The sequence below is a fragment of the Streptomyces sp. Ag109_O5-1 genome, assembly GCF_003814875.1.
GTDB lineage: Bacteria > Actinomycetota > Actinomycetes > Streptomycetales > Streptomycetaceae > Streptomyces > Streptomyces sasae.
On record NZ_RKQF01000001.1, the window covers coordinates 1,529,200 to 1,545,813 of the forward strand.

Annotated in this window: 13 protein-coding genes; 10 read left to right on the forward strand and 3 right to left on the reverse strand. The window is 70.4% G+C overall.

Translation table 11 applies throughout. The features are described 5' to 3' along the window. Nucleotides 1–28: 28 nt before the first annotated feature. Nucleotides 29–724, reverse strand: a complete 696-nt coding sequence (locus EDD90_RS06935) for a response regulator transcription factor (protein ID WP_123972256.1) — start codon at nt 722–724, stop codon at nt 29–31. A gap of 149 nt (nt 725–873) precedes the next feature. Here EDD90_RS06935 and EDD90_RS06940 point away from each other — a divergent pair, with 149 nt between their 5' ends. The 4 genes from EDD90_RS06940 (at nt 874) to EDD90_RS06955 (ending at nt 6,877) form a co-directional block, all read left to right on the forward strand. Continuing rightward, nucleotides 874–1,788: a DUF3152 domain-containing protein gene (locus tag EDD90_RS06940; RefSeq protein ID WP_221305070.1), complete on the forward strand. Its 915-nt coding sequence runs from the start codon at nt 874–876 to the stop codon at nt 1,786–1,788. A gap of 129 nt (nt 1,789–1,917) precedes the next feature. Continuing rightward, entirely contained in the window at nt 1,918–4,308 is a 2,391-nt protein-coding gene (locus EDD90_RS06945; RefSeq protein WP_123972257.1) for a hypothetical protein, read from the forward strand. Continuing rightward, complete coding sequence (locus EDD90_RS06950; RefSeq protein ID WP_260327682.1) at nt 4,305–5,630, forward strand: S8 family serine peptidase; 1,326 nt, start codon at nt 4,305–4,307, stop codon at nt 5,628–5,630. Before EDD90_RS06945 ends, EDD90_RS06950 begins: the two co-directional genes overlap by 4 nt. A gap of 413 nt (nt 5,631–6,043) precedes the next feature. Further along, nucleotides 6,044–6,877 (forward strand): PIG-L family deacetylase, encoded by an 834-nt coding sequence (locus tag EDD90_RS06955; RefSeq protein ID WP_123972258.1) that lies wholly within the window; start codon nt 6,044–6,046, stop codon nt 6,875–6,877. A gap of 42 nt (nt 6,878–6,919) precedes the next feature. Here EDD90_RS06955 and EDD90_RS06960 read toward each other — a convergent pair whose 3' ends face one another. Further along, entirely contained in the window at nt 6,920–7,153 is a 234-nt protein-coding gene (locus EDD90_RS06960) for a hypothetical protein (protein WP_123972259.1), read from the reverse strand. After that, on the reverse strand, nt 7,150–7,785 hold the full coding sequence (locus EDD90_RS06965; protein WP_260327683.1) for a ParA family protein: 636 nt from the start codon (nt 7,783–7,785) through the stop codon (nt 7,150–7,152). The genes EDD90_RS06960 and EDD90_RS06965 overlap by 4 nt, the downstream gene beginning before the upstream one ends. Before the next feature lie 413 nt (nt 7,786–8,198). Here EDD90_RS06965 and EDD90_RS06970 point away from each other — a divergent pair, with 413 nt between their 5' ends. The 6 genes from EDD90_RS06970 to EDD90_RS07000 all read left to right on the forward strand — a co-directional run bounded on the left by EDD90_RS06970 (nt 8,199) and on the right by EDD90_RS07000 (nt 16,612). Next, nucleotides 8,199–9,404 (forward strand): Ig-like domain-containing protein, encoded by a 1,206-nt coding sequence (locus EDD90_RS06970; RefSeq protein WP_185148964.1) that lies wholly within the window; start codon nt 8,199–8,201, stop codon nt 9,402–9,404. Between the two features lie 491 nt (nt 9,405–9,895). After that, a complete protein-coding gene (locus EDD90_RS06975) occupies nt 9,896–10,234 on the forward strand; it encodes an antibiotic biosynthesis monooxygenase (RefSeq protein ID WP_123972261.1) in 339 nt (112 codons plus the stop codon). Beyond that, entirely contained in the window at nt 10,231–11,118 is an 888-nt protein-coding gene (locus EDD90_RS06980; RefSeq protein ID WP_123972262.1) for an NAD(P)-dependent oxidoreductase, read from the forward strand. Before EDD90_RS06975 ends, EDD90_RS06980 begins: the two co-directional genes overlap by 4 nt. Continuing rightward, nucleotides 11,115–12,098 carry an amidohydrolase family protein gene (locus EDD90_RS06985; RefSeq protein WP_123972263.1) on the forward strand — a complete coding sequence of 328 codons (984 nt, stop codon included), beginning with the start codon at nt 11,115–11,117 and terminating at the stop codon, nt 12,096–12,098. The genes EDD90_RS06980 and EDD90_RS06985 overlap by 4 nt, the downstream gene beginning before the upstream one ends. Beyond that, nucleotides 12,095–13,336, forward strand: coding sequence for a cytochrome P450 (locus tag EDD90_RS06990; protein WP_123972264.1), 1,242 nt, complete (start codon nt 12,095–12,097; stop codon nt 13,334–13,336). Before EDD90_RS06985 ends, EDD90_RS06990 begins: the two co-directional genes overlap by 4 nt. 1,347 nt (nt 13,337–14,683) lie before the next feature. Further along, complete coding sequence (locus EDD90_RS07000; RefSeq protein ID WP_123972265.1) at nt 14,684–16,612, forward strand: maleylacetate reductase and hydroxyquinol 1,2-dioxygenase domain-containing protein; 1,929 nt, start codon at nt 14,684–14,686, stop codon at nt 16,610–16,612. Nucleotides 16,613–16,614 lie beyond the last annotated feature (2 nt).

Here is a 16,614-nt window from a genome sequence, read left to right on the forward strand (position 1 = left end):
GGCGGCGTGCGAGGGGACGACGGCGCCGTCACCGCGGGTTGTGGAACCGGTAGCCGAAGCCCCGGACGGTCTCGATGTGGCGCGGGTGGCGCGAGGGCTCGCCCAGCTTGGTCCGCAGCCGTTTGACGCAGGCGTCCACCAGCCGGGCGTCGCCGTGGTAGCTGTGCTCCCAGACGGCCTCCAGGAGCTGCTGGCGGCTGAACACCCGGCCGGGGGAGGCGGACAGGGTCAGCAGCAGCCGCAGTTCGGACGGGGCCAGCGGGACCGCGGCGCCTCGGCAGGTGACGGTGAGCCCCGCGCGGTCGATGCAGAGCTCGCCGTACGTCTCGACCACCGGGACGCCGCCGTCAGGGGACGGCCCCTGCTCGACGCGGCGCAGCACGGCCCGGATCCTCGCCTCCAGGACCCGGGCCTGAACGGGTTTGACCACATAGTCGTCCGCTCCGGTCTCGAGTCCGACCACGATGTCCACGTCGTCGCCCCTGGCGGTCACCATGATGATCGGCACCTGGCTGTCCGCGCGGATCCGGCGGCACACCTCCAGCCCGCTCATCCCGGGCAGCATCAGATCCAGCACCACGACATCCGGCCGGAACGACCGAAGCTGGTCCAGCCCCTCCTCCCCGGTCGCCGCCGCAGCGACGTCCTGCCCCTGACGGCGCAAGGCCAGCCGGGCGCCTTCGCGGACAGCGGGGTCGTCTTCGACGAGGAGGACACGAGCCATGCGCTCAGTATCAGTGGCGGTCACCGGTCGCCCGCGTCACTGTTACACGATGATCACATAGCCGAGGCTGTTGCGGTTCGGTCATATTCCCGGCGGAGTTCGATCACATTGCCAGGCCAGTCTGATCGGCCGTGACCACACAGCCGCCCATGTCCGAGAACAACCCAGCCCTGCGTCCGGCAGCCCACGCCACGTCCCGGCGCCGGTCCCGGTCCCATGCCCGGCGGCGCCGGCGACATACCCACCGCAACGGCGTGCTGGGGCTGAGCGCCGTTGCCGCGTTCCTGGTGTGCACCGGCATCGCGATGCACACCAGCACCCCCTCCGGTGCCGGCGTCCCGCACACAGCAGTCGACACACCGACGCCTGCCGTCACACCGGTGCACACCACCTCACACCCCGCGGCGCCCTCTCCGTCGACGCACCCGCCGTCGCCCTCCGCGTCGTCGTCCGCACCGCCCTCCGTGTCGTCGTCCGCCTCGTCGTCGACGTGGTTCCCCGAGCGCGGCAACGGCGACTTCACCCGGGCCGCCGGCGGCACCAAGGTCTTCGGCACCGGCAAGTTGCTGCGTTACGCGGTCGATGTCGAGGGCGGTCTTGGCCAGGACCCCGGGAAGTTCGCGAGACAGGTCGACACCGTGCTCGACGACACCAAGCGCGGCTGGGCGGCGGGCGGCGCGTGGTCCTTCCAGCGCGTAGCCAGCGGCCCGGTGGACTTCACCGTCCATCTCGCCTCGCCCGGCACCACGGACACCCTGTGCGCCAAGTACGGCCTGGACACCGGAGGTTGGGTCAACTGCAGCGGCGGTGACGACGTGGTCATCAACGTCAAACGCTGGCTGCTGCTCACCCAGTACTACAGAGGCGAACCCGGCCTCTACCACGCACTGGCCGTCAACCATGAAGTCGGCCACCGACTGGGCCACAACCACGTCGGCTGCCCCGGTCCCGGCAAGCCCGCACCGGTGATGATGCAGCAGATCAAGGGCCTGCACGGCTGTGTGATCAACGGCTGGCCCTACGACGGCCACGGTCTGCTCATCACCGGCCCGGCCGCCCCCTGACCCACTGCTCGGAACCCGGCGCCCGCGCGGTTCCCGCACCGGCCGTCCCGGCTGCCCGGCTGCCCGGCTGCCCGGCATGGCCGCGCTCGCACCGTCCCCGCCGGAAGTCACCCACCCAAGGAGCCATGAGTGAGATCGACCCTGTTGTACCGCAGGCTGTCCCACAAGTTGTCCCGCAGGTTGTCCGCCACCGCCCGGGCAGCCGCTGCCCGCCGGTCGCGCGGCCCCCTCGCCACCGGGGCCCTCGCCACCGGGGCCCTGGCCCTGGGAGTCGTGGTGACCGCCACGGCCGCGCTGGGCGCTCCGGCGCTCGCCGCTCAGGAAGCCCCAGCCCTGCCGGGCAAGGCAGCCGCAGAAGCATCCGCCACCCGGACCGTCACGCTGGTGACGGGCGATCAGGTCACGGTCACCACGACGGCGGCCGGGCAGCCGCGCATACTCGCCGTACGCCCGGCCTCGCACGCCGCCGGCAGCGGTGCGTTCCTGTCGTTCCAGGACGCTTCGGGTGACCGCTATGTGATCCCGGCTGTGGCCCAGCCGTACGTCGGCAGGCAACTGGACCTCTCCCTGTTCGACGTGACCGCACCGGCCAAGGCTGCGTCGACGACCGACCGCGTCCCGGTGACCGTGTCCTTCGCCAAGGGCGCGAAGCCGAGCACCCCTGCTGGGCTGACCCTGACGTCCACCAGCGGCTCGACCGCACACGGCGTCTCCGCCCGCGGGTATGCCACGGCATCGTCCGGCAGGAAGCTGGCGCGGCTGCTGAAGCAGCGGATCGCCACCGACGTCCGCGTCGGCCACAGGCCGGGCAGCACTCCGCTGTTCGCGGGAGTGGCCTCCGTCGGCCGGAGCGGCGCGACCACCAATACGCCTGCCGAGAGCCGCGCGACGGCCAAGTACAGGCTCAACATCCTCCAGATCACGGCGGAGGACCGGTCCGGCGCCGGAGTCAACGGTCAGGTCCTGGTGACCGACACCGACAACGCCACCATGATGACCGCGGTCCTCCCGATGGACGACGGCATCGAGAAGGTGGCCGTGCCGTCCGGCCACTACAGCCTGGCCGCGCCGGTGGTCGACTTCGACGCCTCCGGCAACGTCACCGCGCAGTCCCTGGTCACCCTGACCGACCTCGACGTGACCGGCGCGACCACCGCGGACCTGGACGCCCGCACGGCCACCGCCCAGGTCGCCGCCGTCACGCCACGCCCGGCCACCGCCGACTACGTCGCCGCCACCTGGGGTCGTACCGACGCCGCCGACGGCTCGATCGACGCGGCCCCCACCGCCTCGGCGGTCTCCACCGACGCCACCCCCGTCTACGTCAACCCCCAGCCGGCCGCCACGACCGGCAAGGTCGCCTACTTCACCCAGTGGTCGGGCCACGGCACGGACACCACCGACCCCTACCGCTACGACCTCACCGGGCACCTGTCCGACCAAGTGGCGGCCGACCAGCGGATCACGGTTACCGGCAGGCAGCTCGCCACCGTCCGGGAACGCTACGTCCGCGACCCGGCGGCCTCCCCGGACGGCATCATCACCAGCGGCGAACTCGGCTCCGGACTCCCGGCCGCCTTCTCCGCGGCCGTGACACAGACCATGCCCGCCCGCGTCACCGACTACCTGAGCAGCAACAACGGCGGGATCTGGGTCCAGCAGTCCTTCCCCGGCACGAGCCTCGCCTTCAACTCGGGCAACCGCACCTTCGCCCCGGGCCGCACCTACACCCAGGACTGGGCCCGCGGTCCGATCGGCCTGGGCCTTGGCCAGTACACGAGCGGTCCGTTCGGCGGCTCGGACTGCGCAGCCTGCCTCGCGGACGGCAAGCTGCTGGTCTTCCTCACCGCGACCGACAGCGAGCCGGACCACAACGGTGACATCAGCGTCTACGACGAACAGCCGCACGCCTTCCACGCCCAGCTGTACCGAGACGGCACGCTCCTGGACGACAGGCCCGGCAACACGGCCGTCTACGTCGACGGCCAGACGGCGTCCGACGCCCGCTACCGCATGGTCGCCGACCAGGACTTCTCAGGCGACACCACCCTCAGCCAGTCCACCACCGCCCACACCGAGCTGACCTTCGGCCTGCCTACGGCGAGTGACACCGACTCCCTCCTGCCGGCCCCGTTCACCTGCGAAGGGCAGTCGCCGACCACGCCCTGCCAGGTCCTGCCGCTGCTCACCGCGCGCTTCCACCTGGCCGCGGACGACGAGAACACCAGTCACCGGACCGCCCAGAGCATGGGTCTGACCATCGGTCACGTGACCGTCGGCGGGGCCGGTTCACGGGCGGCGATCACCTCCGCCGCGGTGCAGGTCTCCTTCGACGGCGGCCAGACCTGGCAGAACACGGTCCTGCACGGTTCCAAGGGCCACTACCGGGCCCGCTGGACCAACCCGGACTCCGCACGCGGCACCAGTCCGGCGATCCGCGTCACCGCCGCCGACGCGGACGGCAACGCGCTCACCGAGACCGTCACGCACGCCTACACCGTCGCCGCCACCACGTCATGACCGCGCCCGCCCCCCATCAGGAGAACCAGGAGAACGATCCCCGGATGACCACCCGCCGGATACACACAAGCCGCCTGCTGCGCACCACCCGGGCCGCCGTGACCGCCCTGCTCGCGGCCCTCGCCATGCCCGCCGTCGGCACCGCCCAGGCGGCCGGCGGCACCACGGCGCAGCCGCATGTCGAACGCGCCTGCGGCACCGCTCCCGCCGGGCATGCCCGGTGCTTGGCCCTCGTACGCACCGACGTCCACGGCGGCCTGGGTGTTCGCGGACCGGCCGGGGCCGCCAAGGTCCGCACCGGTGTGAGCACCGCTGCGACGGACCTCCCGGAGGGCTACGGCCCGGCCGACCTGCGCTCGGCCTACCGTCTGCCGTCGGCCGGCGGCGAGGGCCAGACCATCGCCCTGGTCGACGCCTACGACGATCCGACCGCCGAGGCCGACCTCGCGGTCTACCGCACGACTTACGGACTGCCCCCGTGCACCACGGACAACGGCTGCTTCCGCAAGGTCGACCAGCGCGGCGCCACCGCTCCCCTGCCGCAATCCGGCGCCGCCAGCGGCTGGGCCACCGAAACGGCGCTCGACCTGGAGATGGCCTCCGCCGCCTGCCCCCGGTGCCACATCCTGCTCGTCGAGGCCGACGAACCCGAGATGGCGGACCTGGCCGCCGCGGTGGACACCTCCGTCGCCCTGGGCGCCACCGAGGTGTCCAACAGCTACGGCGGCACCGAAGCGCACGGCACGACCGCCTTCGCCAAGGACTACAGCCACCCCGGCGTGGCGGTGGTCGCCTCTTCCGGCGACTCCGGCTACACCGTCCCGGCCTTCCCGGCGGCGTACTCCAACGTCATCGCGGTGGGGGGCACCTCGCTCACCCGTGCCGACAACGACCGCGGCTGGCAGGAGTCCGCCTGGGCCGGGTCGGGCAGCGGCTGCTCGGCCTGGGTCGACAAGCCGGCCTGGCAGCAGGACACCGACTGCCCCGGCCGCACGATCGCGGACGTGTCCGCCGTCGCCGACCCCGACACCGGCCTCGCCGTCTACGTCACCTCCGTGCCCAGGGGCAGCGGTGGCTGGACGGTCGTGGGGGGCACCAGTGCATCGGCGCCGTTCTTGGCCGGAGTCATCGCACTCGCCGGTGACCCCGCCGCCTTCCCCGACGCCTCGCGCCTGTACTCCGCCGGTGCGGCGAGCCTCAACGACGTGGCGGCCGGCTCCAACGGCACCTGCGACGGCGACTACCTCTGCACAGCGGTTCCGGGCTACGACGCCCCCACCGGCAACGGCACCCCGAACGGACTGTCGGCGTTCCAACGGTGAGAGCCGCAGATCACTGAGTGCAGAAAGTGCTGGCCGGGATCGCTCCCGACCAGCACTCCGTTGGTGAAGGGCTGCGGCGTAGCGCGCCTCCGCGGTGTCATCCTGAGCCGGCACCGCGGCGGTACAAGGGATCGTCGCTGCGGGCACCGGCGCGAGCAGCCGGCGGCTCACCGAGCAACAGTTCCGGTGTTCCCGTGTGCGGCGGGAACAGCAGGTGCGGCCGGCTCTGTTGCACCGGCCGAGGGACCGGCGTCGCGCGGGCGGGGAAGACGGAGACCGACAGATCATCCTCTCCGACGTGATCCGGGGCCCTCGGGTCCGCGGTGCCCCCGATGATCTGCTGTCGAGGGGCGCCCGCTCATGTACCGGCCGCGGACTCGGACCGAGGCCCTATCACGCAGGAGGACTGTTTCATGAACGACCGGCCGTTGACGCTCATGGCGGTACACGCCCACCCCGACGACGAGGCCACCGGAACGGGAGGCGTCCTCGCGCGGTACGCCGCGGAGGGCATTCGCACGGTCCTCGTGACGTGTACCGACGGCGGTTGCGGTGACGGGCCGGGGGGCGTCAAGCCTGGCGATCCGGGGCACGATCCGGCAGCCGTCGCCTTGATGCGGCGTCAAGAACTCGAGGCGAGCTGCGACATCCTGAAGATCAGTCATTTGGAGACGCTGGACTACGCCGACTCCGGAATGATGGGCTGGCCGGCCAACGACGCCCCCGGATCCTTCTGGCAGACACCCGTGGAGGAGGGCGCTGCCCGACTCGCGGAACTCCTGCGGCGCTATCGACCCGACGTGGTCATCACCTACGACGAAAACGGCTTCTACGGCCACCCCGACCACATCCAGGCCAACCGCATCACGATGGCAGCACTGAAGATGACCGCGCCGACACCGAAGGTGTACTGGACGACGGCACCACACTCGATGATGCGACGGTTCGGGGAGACCATGCGCGAGTTCGGTGCGGACGTACCGGAGCCGGACCCCGCTGAGGCCGCCGCCATCGCAGAGATCGGACTCCCCGACGAGGAAATCACCGCCTGGGTGGACACCACCGCGTTCGGCGGCCAGAAGTACGATGCGCTGGCCGCGCACGCCAGCCAGGGCGAGAACATCTTCTTCCTCAAGATGGGCCGGGAGAGGTTCACCGAGTTGATGGGCGTCGAGACCTTCGTACGTGTCCAGGACACCACCGGCGCGGCCACGCCCGAGAACGACCTCTTCGCCGGCCTGCGCTGATTCGTCTGCCCACCGGGGCCCGGGAAGGCTTGTACGACTGCGTCACCCGGGTCCCGACGCACCTCGCAGGGGTCGCAGGGCGGCGGCGCCGGCCCGCATCATCGCGGAGACCGGTGCCTCTGCCCATTGCACGAGGTCACGCGGCAGGCCGGTGTCGAACTCGATGGTCACCCGCACGTATCGGGTGTGCAGCCGAGCGACTTTGACGGGACGCGGCAGGACGGCGTCGGGTCCGCGCTGCAATGCGGCCCGGTAGGTGTCCTTGCGCTGATTCATGTCTTGTCCTGTCGCTTGACGAGTTCTTCTGCGAGGTCCTTGTACGCCGATCCTTTGGCCACCACCGGACTTCCGAATGACTGGGCGTACAGGTCGAGCCGCGGAATGTGGGTGGACAGCACGTCGAAGCCCCGCTCGGTGAGAGCTTCGCGGGCGTCGGCGTCGGGACCGGTCCGCGTGGCGTCGGCCCGGTTCGTTCGGTTCAGCAGGACGGCGGCGTGGGCCGGGTGGGCGCGCAGGGACTGTACGTCGCCCATCTCGCCACCGATGGGCGCCATGCGATCGAGCTCGATGGGAGCCGGAGTCACCGGCACGATCCATTCGCTTGCGTATCTCATGATGCTGCGGGTGATGTGCGCGTGGTCCTCCATCTGCGGAGCGTCGAACACGACGGCCTGCCGGTCGCCCAGGAAGTCGTTCACGCGCCGGTGCACGTCGCCCACCGGCAGAGCGACCACAGGAAACGGGAAGCCACCTGCCAATTCACTCCAGCGCAGCGCGGAGGAAGCGGGGTCGCTGTCGACCAGCAGCGGTGGAACACCCGACTCGTGAAGTGCGTGGGCCAACCAGACTGCGCTGGTCGTCTTTCCCACCCCGGGCTTCAGGTTCACAAAGGCGTAACTCAGCGTCACACGGGTCAACGTAGGGTCGCGAGCGGCTGCCGACCGTCGACCCGGGGCACACCGTGCCGTCGTTCACCCTGCGGAGCCGGTGAATCATTCGTATGGCCCTGTGATGCTCGCCTGCAAACGCGCGGCGATGCAGCGGCAAGGGCACCACGCCCATCGCAGCGTCCCCACCATGGCCCGCGCCGAGCGGCGAAAGCAGATCGGCCACGCGCCATCCGGCCGCCTAGCAGAGCCTGGGGGGAGCTCTCGCGACGCGTGGAATTCGCCACAATTCACTCCCTTCAGGGCAGATCAATGGTTAAAAATAGTTCTTTAATCCAAATTGTCACCCCTCCGGTGAACAGCTCCGGAGATTTCAACGACCAGCGGCATGGGAGAAGCGTTTGATCGCGCTAAGTAAGCGACACACCGGACTGATGGCCATGACCGGCGTGCTCGGCGGCGTACTCGCACTCACGGCCCTCGGAGGTACCAGCAACGCCGCCACCGGCGGCGACGCCGCCGGGAATCAGCCGACATCGCACGCGCGGGGAGCTCAGGCGGGCACCCAGGACGCTTCCGACGCCCGAATAAAGATCACGCCCGGACAAGGTGCCTACGGCGTCGGAATCAACGACCCCGTCAACGTCACGGTCAGCAACGGCACGCTCACCAAGGTGACCATGACCGCCGTCGCGACCGGCGCCGAGATTCCGGGCACCCTGTCCGCGGACGGCACGTCCTGGAAGCCGAACGGCCCGCTGGAGCGGGCCACCAGATACCAGGTCGCCGCAGAGGCCGAGGACGCCAAGGGCCGCTCCGTCACCGCGAACGCCACGATCACCACGGTCTCCCCGGCCAACGACTTCATCGGGCACCTCTCCCCCGAGGACGGCTCGACCGTCGGTGTGGGCATGCCGGTGACGGTCAGCTTCGACAAGGCGATCGGCGACAAGGCCGCCGTGGAGTCGGAGATCCAGGTCAGCACCAGCAGCGGGCAGCGGGTCGTCGGTCACTGGTTCAACGACGCCCGGCTGGACTTCCGCCCCGAGAGCTACTGGACGCCCGGCTCCACCGTCACTGTCAAGCTCACCCGCCACGGCATCCAGAAGACGGTCACGTTCAAGATCGGCCGGAGCCAGATCAGCACGGTCGACGCCAGGACGAAGCAGATGACCGTCGTACGGGACGGCAAGACGATCAGGACCATCCCGGTCTCGTCCGGCAGCCCGGAGCACCCGACGCACAACGGTCAGATGGTCATCTCCGAGAAGTTCGAGCAGACCCACATGAACGGTGCGAGCGTCGGCCTCATGAAGGACGGCAAGCCCGCGTACGACATCGACGACGTACCGCACGCCATGCGCCTGACCGCCTCGGGCACGTTCATCCACGGCAACTACTGGGCGGCCGACTCGGTCTTCGGCAAGGCCAACACCAGCCACGGCTGCATAGGCCTGAACGACGTCAAGGGCGGCGGCGACGGCAAGCAGCCCGCCGCGTGGTTCTTCGACAACTCGATGCCCGGCGACGTCGTGATCGTCAAGAACTCCGAGGACAAGACCGCGCTGGCCCCGGACAACGGCCTCAACGACTGGAACATGGCCTGGAACGAATGGGTCTCGGGCGGCGCGACCGGCTGACACCGCGTCACTCCACGCAGAGGAACCTGAATCCCTTCCGCCGGGCGGCAGCCGACCATCTCGGCCGCCGCCTGCGGCGTCAGGGCGCTGGTCGCGATCTCTGTACCTGCGGCGAGTACGGCATCAGCAGGTTCTTCGTCTGCCGGTCCGAGCCCGGCGCCTCCGTGACAAGGAACAACCCTTCGAGGCCGGGAACCGCTCGCACGCCGGGTAGCGGCCCCACTCGTCCAGCTCCCGCGGGCGGTTGCCGATCCCAGAGGGGCCCCGATCTCCCGACACGCACCGGGGGTTGCAGACCCCCATTCGAGTGCGGCCATTTGAGCCCGGTAGTCGGCCAAAACGCACCGCCTCGTCACTCACCCGTACAGAGCAATCACGGACCGTTGTCCCCTTGTCCCCATTGGCCCGTGCCCCATTCGGAGTTGCGTCCGCACGGGGGGCATGAGGCCGTGGAAGTCGTGTCCTGCCGGATCTCACCCTCAGGAGGAGACATGGGCACGAGGAACAACGGACGGCCGGCCGACAAGCTGAGCGTCGTCTTCACCGTCCGAGTGATCGAGGGCGGCGAGCAGGGGTTCCTGGATCTGTACGACCAGCTCCGCAAGTCCGTCGCCCGGACCCCCGGCCACATCGTCGAGAGGCTGGGAGCACCCGTGGACGACTCCCGGCAGTGGGTCATCACCAGCGAGTGGCAGACGGCCGAGCACTTCTTCGCCTGGCAGCAGAGCGCGGAGCACCGCGCACTGGTGGCTCCGCTGCGCGAGTGGGTCGACTCGACGCAGTCGCTGCGGTTCCGGGTCGTCAAGGAGACCAAGGGAGTGACGTCATGACGCGCACCGCCAACGGCCCCGTCGCCGTACTCGGGCTCGGCACGATGGGCGCCGGCCTGGCCACCCGCCTCCTGGACCGGGGAATACAGGTCCGGGTCTGGAACCGTACCGCGGAGCGGGCCGAACCGCTTGCCGAGGCAGGCGCCTTCGTCGCCGCACACCCGGCCGACGCCGTCGAGGGCACGAGCGCCGCCATCTGCGTCGTCGCCGACGGCGAAGCCCTCGGCTCCCTGCTGCGCGGACCGGACGGCGTCCTGTCCAAGGGCTCCTACCCCGGGGTCCTCATCTGCGCCAGCACCGTCTCCCCCGAAGAGGTCCTCCAGATCGCCGGGGACATCCCCTCGGTCGTGGACGTCGGCATGCTCGGCAACCGCGACCATGCCCGTGACGGCGAGCTCCGGCTCTTCGTCGGCGGCGAGGAGCAGACGTTCGACGCCTGCCGCCCGCTGCTGGAGGCGCTGGGCAAGGAGGTCGTCCATCTGGGCGCACTCGGTTCCGGCATGCGGATGAAAATCTGCCTCAACCTCCTGATGGGCATCGAGGTGCAGGCCCTGGCCGAGGTCACCGAACTGGCGACCGCCTGCGGCCTCGACCGGCAGCTGGTCCTCAAGACCATCGCGGGCAGCGGCTTCGCCTCTCCGGTCATGGCATTCAAGTCGAGGCGCCTGGGTTCCGGTCGCTTCGAAGAGCCGGACTTCCGGCTGCGGCTGATGGCGAAGGACCTCATGCTCGCTACCAAGCAGGCGGCGGCAGTCGGCCTGAGTCTGCCGCTGGCGACCGCCGCGGCAGAGACCCACGTCCATGCCACCGAGCAGGGACTGGGCGACCAGGACTGTGCCGCGGTCACCCGCGCACTCACACCGAAACCGGGTAGCGACACGTGATCATCGACATCCACGGGCATCTCTCCCCGCCGGAGGCGGCCAAACGCTTCCCCATGCCCCCGAGCCTGACCGACGTCGACGGCATGCTCGCCGCTCGCGCCGAGGCCGGCATCGACCTCACCATCATCGGCAGCCCCGTCGGCGCCGGAGCCATGGCGCGGGTACCGGGCGTGGACAACTACGCGCAACCACGAGACCGGCTGCGCAGTTTCCACGCCTGGATGTCGGGGCTGATCGCCAGGTTCCCCGACCAATTGCGCGGCTATGTGTACGCCAACCCGTTCGGTGACGACGATCACCTCGATGGGGTGCGGGAGACCTTGGAGGACCCGGCCTTCGTCGGTCTGATCACCACGTCCAGCGTCCACGGGGAGCTGCTCGGCTCCCCGCGCGCCGACTCCTTCTTCGCGCTGGCCGCGGAGGCGGGAGTTCCGGTCCTGGTACACGCCCCCGCCGAACCGGTCGGCACGGAACGGGTCGACGAGATCGGCTTCGTCGAGCAGATCGGCCGGTTCGGCGACGTCACCATGGGCATGGCCATGATCGCCTTCGCGGGATGGCTGGACAAGTACCCGGATCTACGGCTGATCGGCGCGACCGGCGGCGGCGCGATGGCGCTGCTGCCGGAGCGCCTGCAGACGGCGGCGCGCCCCCGGCACTGGGCCGGGGCCGCATCGCCCTCCGGCCGGCCCGAGGCGGCCTCCGCCCCGCCGGCGGGGCGGAGACCGGCGGCCGACCCGGTCGCCGCGCTCCAGCGCATGTACGTCGACACGAGCCCGTGCAGTCCGGCGCATCTGAGCCTGAACGCGGAGGTGCTGGGGCCCGAGCGGATGCTGTTCGGTACCGACTCCCCGCCCTTGGCCGTGCCGCTGGAGGAGCAGATCCGCATGATCGAGAAGCTGCCGGTCGACAGGGCATCGCAGCAGCTCGTCCTCGGTGGCAACGCCGAGGCCGTCTTCGACCTCAGGAGTCGTCCGTGACCACCACGCAAGAGGCCGTCACCGCGGCCGAACGCTGCACCCCGGAGTTCCGGCGGGACCCTCACCCGGTCTACGCCCATCTCCGCGACGCGGCCCCGGTCTGCCCCATGAGACCGCCGCACGGCAACGAGACGTATCTGATCACCCGGTACGAGGACGCGCGGGCCGCCCTGGCGGATCCGCGGTTGAGCAAGGACATGTACGGGGCCATGGACGCCTACCGGAGGATCTTCGGTGATTCGTCCGTCGCGCTGGACGACAACATGCTCAACTCCGACGGGCCCAAGCACACGCGGCTGCGCCGGCTGGTCAGCTCCGCGTTCACCCCACGGCGGGTGGAGGCTCTGCGGCCGAAGATCCAGGACATCGTCCGGGGCCTGCTCGACGAGTGCCCGACCCGGGAGCCCTTCGACCTGTTGCCGGTCTTCGCGTTCCCGCTACCGATCATCGTGATCTGCGATCTGCTGGGTGTACCGCCCCGGGAACGGTCACGGATGCAGAACCTGTCCTCCGCGGTGGCTCAGAGCGGATTCAACGAGGAGGCCAAGAAGGCCCAGCAGAGGGCGGAGGAGGAGCTGCACGCGTACTTCTCGGATCTCATCGCCGCCAAGCGGAGGCGTCCGGGTGACGATCTCCTGAGCGCGCTCACCGCGGTCCGGGACGACGACGGCGGGCTGACCGGGAACGAGCTGGTCTCCACTGCGTTCCTGCTGATGTTCGCGGGTCACAAGACGACCGCGTACCTGATCGGCAACGCCGTGCGTCATCTCCTGTCCCATCCCGAACAACTGCGCGCCGTGCGGGAGAACGGGGAGCTGATGCGTGCCGCGGTCGAGGAACTGGTGCGCTACGACGGCTCCGTGGAGAGCGGGACGTTCCGTTACGCGACCGAGGACGTGGAGTACGGCGGGACCCGGATTCCCAAGGGCGCCCTGGTCCAGGTCGCGCTCAGTTCGGCCAACCGCGATCCGCTGAAGTTCGACGCCCCGGACGAGTTGAACGTGATGCGTCCGGGCAACGCGCAGGACGCGCATCTGGGGTTCGGGCACGGCAGCCACTACTGCCTGGGAGCCCCGCTGGCCCGGCTGGTGACGCAGCTGGCGCTCACCGCCCTGTTCGACAGGTTCCCGAGGATGACTCTGGCCGACCCTCGCGCGGAAACACTGTGGCTGGAGGTTCCCTTCCCGGCCTTCCGCGGCCTCGCGGAACTTCCGGTCGTGCTCGATCCTGCCGGGTGACCGACGCGCAGGGGGAGGACTACTTGGTGGTCGGCCCTGTGCGCCCCCAGGCTCCGGACTGTCCTGAGTCGGGTGGAGTCGAGTTGCTTGGTTTCAGGCTACCGGCGGGGTGCGAAGTTCGTACTCCACCGGGTCGAGCATGCCCAGCGCAGAGTCCGCGCTGTCGGTGTGCCAGCCGCGTCCGCCACCGTCTGCGGACCGATCCCAACCCGGCCTGAAGTGGGCCCCGACCTGCATTCAGGGCGGTGAGCGGCGTTGGAGAGCGGGACGATGCGCACCCGATGGAGACGAAGGGACCGACGAGCGAAGGAGCGGTGGGGTTGGTGAACATCCGCCCCGCCCTCTGGTGCGCGATGCGGTAGACGCACGCGCCCTTCACCATGCCCAGCGGGCATATCCGGCACGCGAGCTCGCCTGACGCCCGCCCGCTGGACTCGCAGGTCACCGCGCGCACGAACAGGCGGGCACAGTCGCGCGGCAGGTTCGCCCGGAAATCAGAGCATGAGCAGGGTGAGGGACATGCCCACCGCCGACAGTGGCGACGGCCGAGGGGGTACCCCGGGCGTCGACCGTGGGCTGCTCGACTGGTGGATGCTGGTCATGCAGGGTTTCCACGCCACTCAGGACGTACTCGCCAGCGAGCTGGCCGAGCGCTTCAACCTCCGCCAAGGCTCCGCAGAGGTGCTGGTACGCCTGCTCGCCGCCCCCAAGCACCGGATGCCGATGACACGCCTCGCGTACGAGGCCCGCATGTCCAGCGGCGGGTTCACCAAGGTTGCCGACCGACTCTGCGCGGCCGGTCTGACCCGGCGCATGTCGGGCGGACGAGGACCGACGCCTTACGTAGCTCGAACTGACCGACCAGGGCAAGGACACCGCGCGGGCCGTCTCCCAGGCGGTGACGGAGATCCTGCGTGCCCGCGTCCTCACCCCCCTCGGACGCGACGGTCTGGGCACGCTCGCCGATGCCATGCGCACACTGCACGACGCCAACGGCGATCCCGGGAAGTGCGGGCGGCATCTGCAACGCCCCCACGTCTTCTGCCGGTTGACACCTGTGGGGCGTGCGTGCCGTCCCGGCTGCTCGGCCACAGCCGGGAGAGGCGACGTCCGGCTGACCGGTCCGCCAACCCGGTCAGGCCCCGTCGGCACTTCCGTGCCGCCCCGACACGCAGTGTGATGCACACGCCGGATGAGACGACCGCTCCCCCGGCGGTCCGGCCCAGCACACATGCGCGTTTCGTGCAGTGGAGCGCCCGGATCGTGCAGGAATTCACGCGGATGTCATTCGCATACTCGGTGGCACAAGAGACCGACGCGACCCGATGACACGCGGAGGCAGAGTTCATGCGGACGTTCGTCTACACATCCCACCCCGCGCGGGTGGTCTTCGGTGCCGGCACCGTCGGGCGCCTCGGCGAGGAGGTCGAGCGGCTCGGCTGCTCCCGGGTGCTGCTGTTGTCCAGCGGGCCCCTTGCCGCGGCCTCCGCGCGGGTTCGCCAGGCGCTCGGCGGCCTTCTCGTGGCCGAGTTCGGCGGCGCGGCCATGCACACCCCGGTGGAGGTGACCCAGCGCGCCCTCGACGTGCTCAAAGAGGCCGCCGCGGACTGCATCGTCGCCGTCGGGGGCGGTTCGACCACGGGTCTGTCGAAGGCGCTGGCACTGCGCACGGGGCTGCCGCAGGTGATCCTGCCGACCACGTACGCCGGCTCCGAGGTGACCCCCGTCCTCGGCGAGACCCGGGACGGGCGCAAGGTCACCAGGTCGTCTCCGGACATCCTGCCCGAGACCGTCGTCTACGACATCGACTTCACCCTCACCCTGCCGCTGCCCCTGACGGTCACGAGCGGCGTCAACGCGCTCGCCCACGCCGTCGAGGCCCTGTACTCGGCCGACGCGAACCCGATCACCGACGGGCAGGCCCTCGACGCGATCTCCCGCATCGCCCGGGCGCTGCCCCGGCTCGCGGCCGACCCGGCCGACCAGGAGGCGCGCGCCGACCTGCTGCACGCGGCCTGGCTCGCCGGTACCTGTCTTGCCACCGTGGGGATGGGCCTGCACCACAAGCTCTGCCACACCCTCGGCGGAAGCTTCGGGCTGCCGCATGCCGAGACGCACACCGTCGTCCTGCCGCACGCCATGGCCTACAACGCGCCCGCGGTGCCCGGTGTGATGCGCCGCATCGCCGACGCGCTGGGCGTGCCCGACGCCCCCAGCGGCGTGTACGACCTGGTCGCCTCCCTGGGCGGCCCCACCTCGCTGCGCGACCTGGGCATGCCGGAGTCCGCGCTGCCCCGCGCTGCGGAGCTGGCCGCCTCCACGCCGTACCCGAACCCGCGTGAGCTGACCCGCGAGGGCATCGCGGAGCTGCTGGCCGGCGCCTGGCACGGGCGTCGCCCCGAGGGTCCCCCCTCCACGCAGGCCCGGCTGGCCCGTCTCACCGAGCGGGTCGTGGCGAGCTTCGAGCAGGCTTCCGACCCGCGCGTGCGCACCCTGCTGAGCGACCTGGTCCGGCATCTGCACACCTTCGTCGCCGCCAATGACGTCACCGAGGACGAGTGGCAGTACGCCATCGACTTCCTGACCCGCACCGGCCAGATGTGCAGCCCGACCCGCCAGGAGTTCGTGCTGCTGTCGGACACCCTCGGCGTCTCCAGCGCCGTGGATCTGCTCACCAACTCCCGTACGCCCGACACCACTCCGTCGGCGGTGCTCGGTCCCTTCTATGTGGAGGGCCCGCCCGAGACCGCCCACGGCGGGGACATCTCCGCAGGACTGCCCGGCGTGCCGCTCTGGGTGGACGCGCGGGTCACGGACACCGCCGGCGAGCCCGTCAAGGACGCGGTCGTGGACGTGTGGCAGTCCAACGCGGACGGCTTCTACGACGTCCAACTCCCGGAACTGGACGGGCCGGTGCTGCGCGGCCGACTGCGCACCGACGCCGAGGGACGGATCGCGTTCTGGTCCATCCTGCCCTCGGAGTACCCGATCCCGGGAGACGGGCCGGTCGGGCAGATGCTCGACGCGATCGGGCGCCACCCCTACCGCGCGCCCCACCTGCACTTCATGTTCGACGCGCCGGGCCACCGCCGACTCATCACGCAGCTGTTCGTGTCAGGCGGCGCCTACATGGACAGCGACACCGTCTTCGGCGTCAAGGACGAACTCATCGTCGACTTCGCGCCGCAGGCCGGCCCCACCCCCGACGGCCGCCAGGTCGACGGCGAGTGGCGCCGGCTCGAATACACCTTCCGTCTCGCCCCCCTGGCCGGATGACC

What these genes read in the sequence shown, in the direction of transcription:
- EDD90_RS06935 (WP_123972256.1), bottom strand. Translation starts at nt 724, where the DNA reads ATGGCTCGTGTCCTCCTCGTCGAAGACGACCCCGCTGTCCGCGAAGGC.
- EDD90_RS06940 (WP_221305070.1), top strand. Translation starts at nt 874, where the DNA reads ATGTCCGAGAACAACCCAGCCCTGCGTCCGGCAGCCCACGCCACGTCC.
- EDD90_RS06950 (WP_260327682.1), top strand. Translation starts at nt 4,305, where the DNA reads ATGACCGCGCCCGCCCCCCATCAGGAGAACCAGGAGAACGATCCCCGG.
- EDD90_RS06955 (WP_123972258.1), top strand. Translation starts at nt 6,044, where the DNA reads ATGAACGACCGGCCGTTGACGCTCATGGCGGTACACGCCCACCCCGAC.
- EDD90_RS06960 (WP_123972259.1), bottom strand. Translation starts at nt 7,153, where the DNA reads ATGAATCAGCGCAAGGACACCTACCGGGCCGCATTGCAGCGCGGACCC.
- EDD90_RS06970 (WP_185148964.1), top strand. Translation starts at nt 8,199, where the DNA reads ATGGCCATGACCGGCGTGCTCGGCGGCGTACTCGCACTCACGGCCCTC.
- EDD90_RS06975 (WP_123972261.1), top strand. Translation starts at nt 9,896, where the DNA reads ATGGGCACGAGGAACAACGGACGGCCGGCCGACAAGCTGAGCGTCGTC.
- EDD90_RS06980 (WP_123972262.1), top strand. Translation starts at nt 10,231, where the DNA reads ATGACGCGCACCGCCAACGGCCCCGTCGCCGTACTCGGGCTCGGCACG.
- EDD90_RS07000 (WP_123972265.1), top strand. Translation starts at nt 14,684, where the DNA reads ATGCGGACGTTCGTCTACACATCCCACCCCGCGCGGGTGGTCTTCGGT.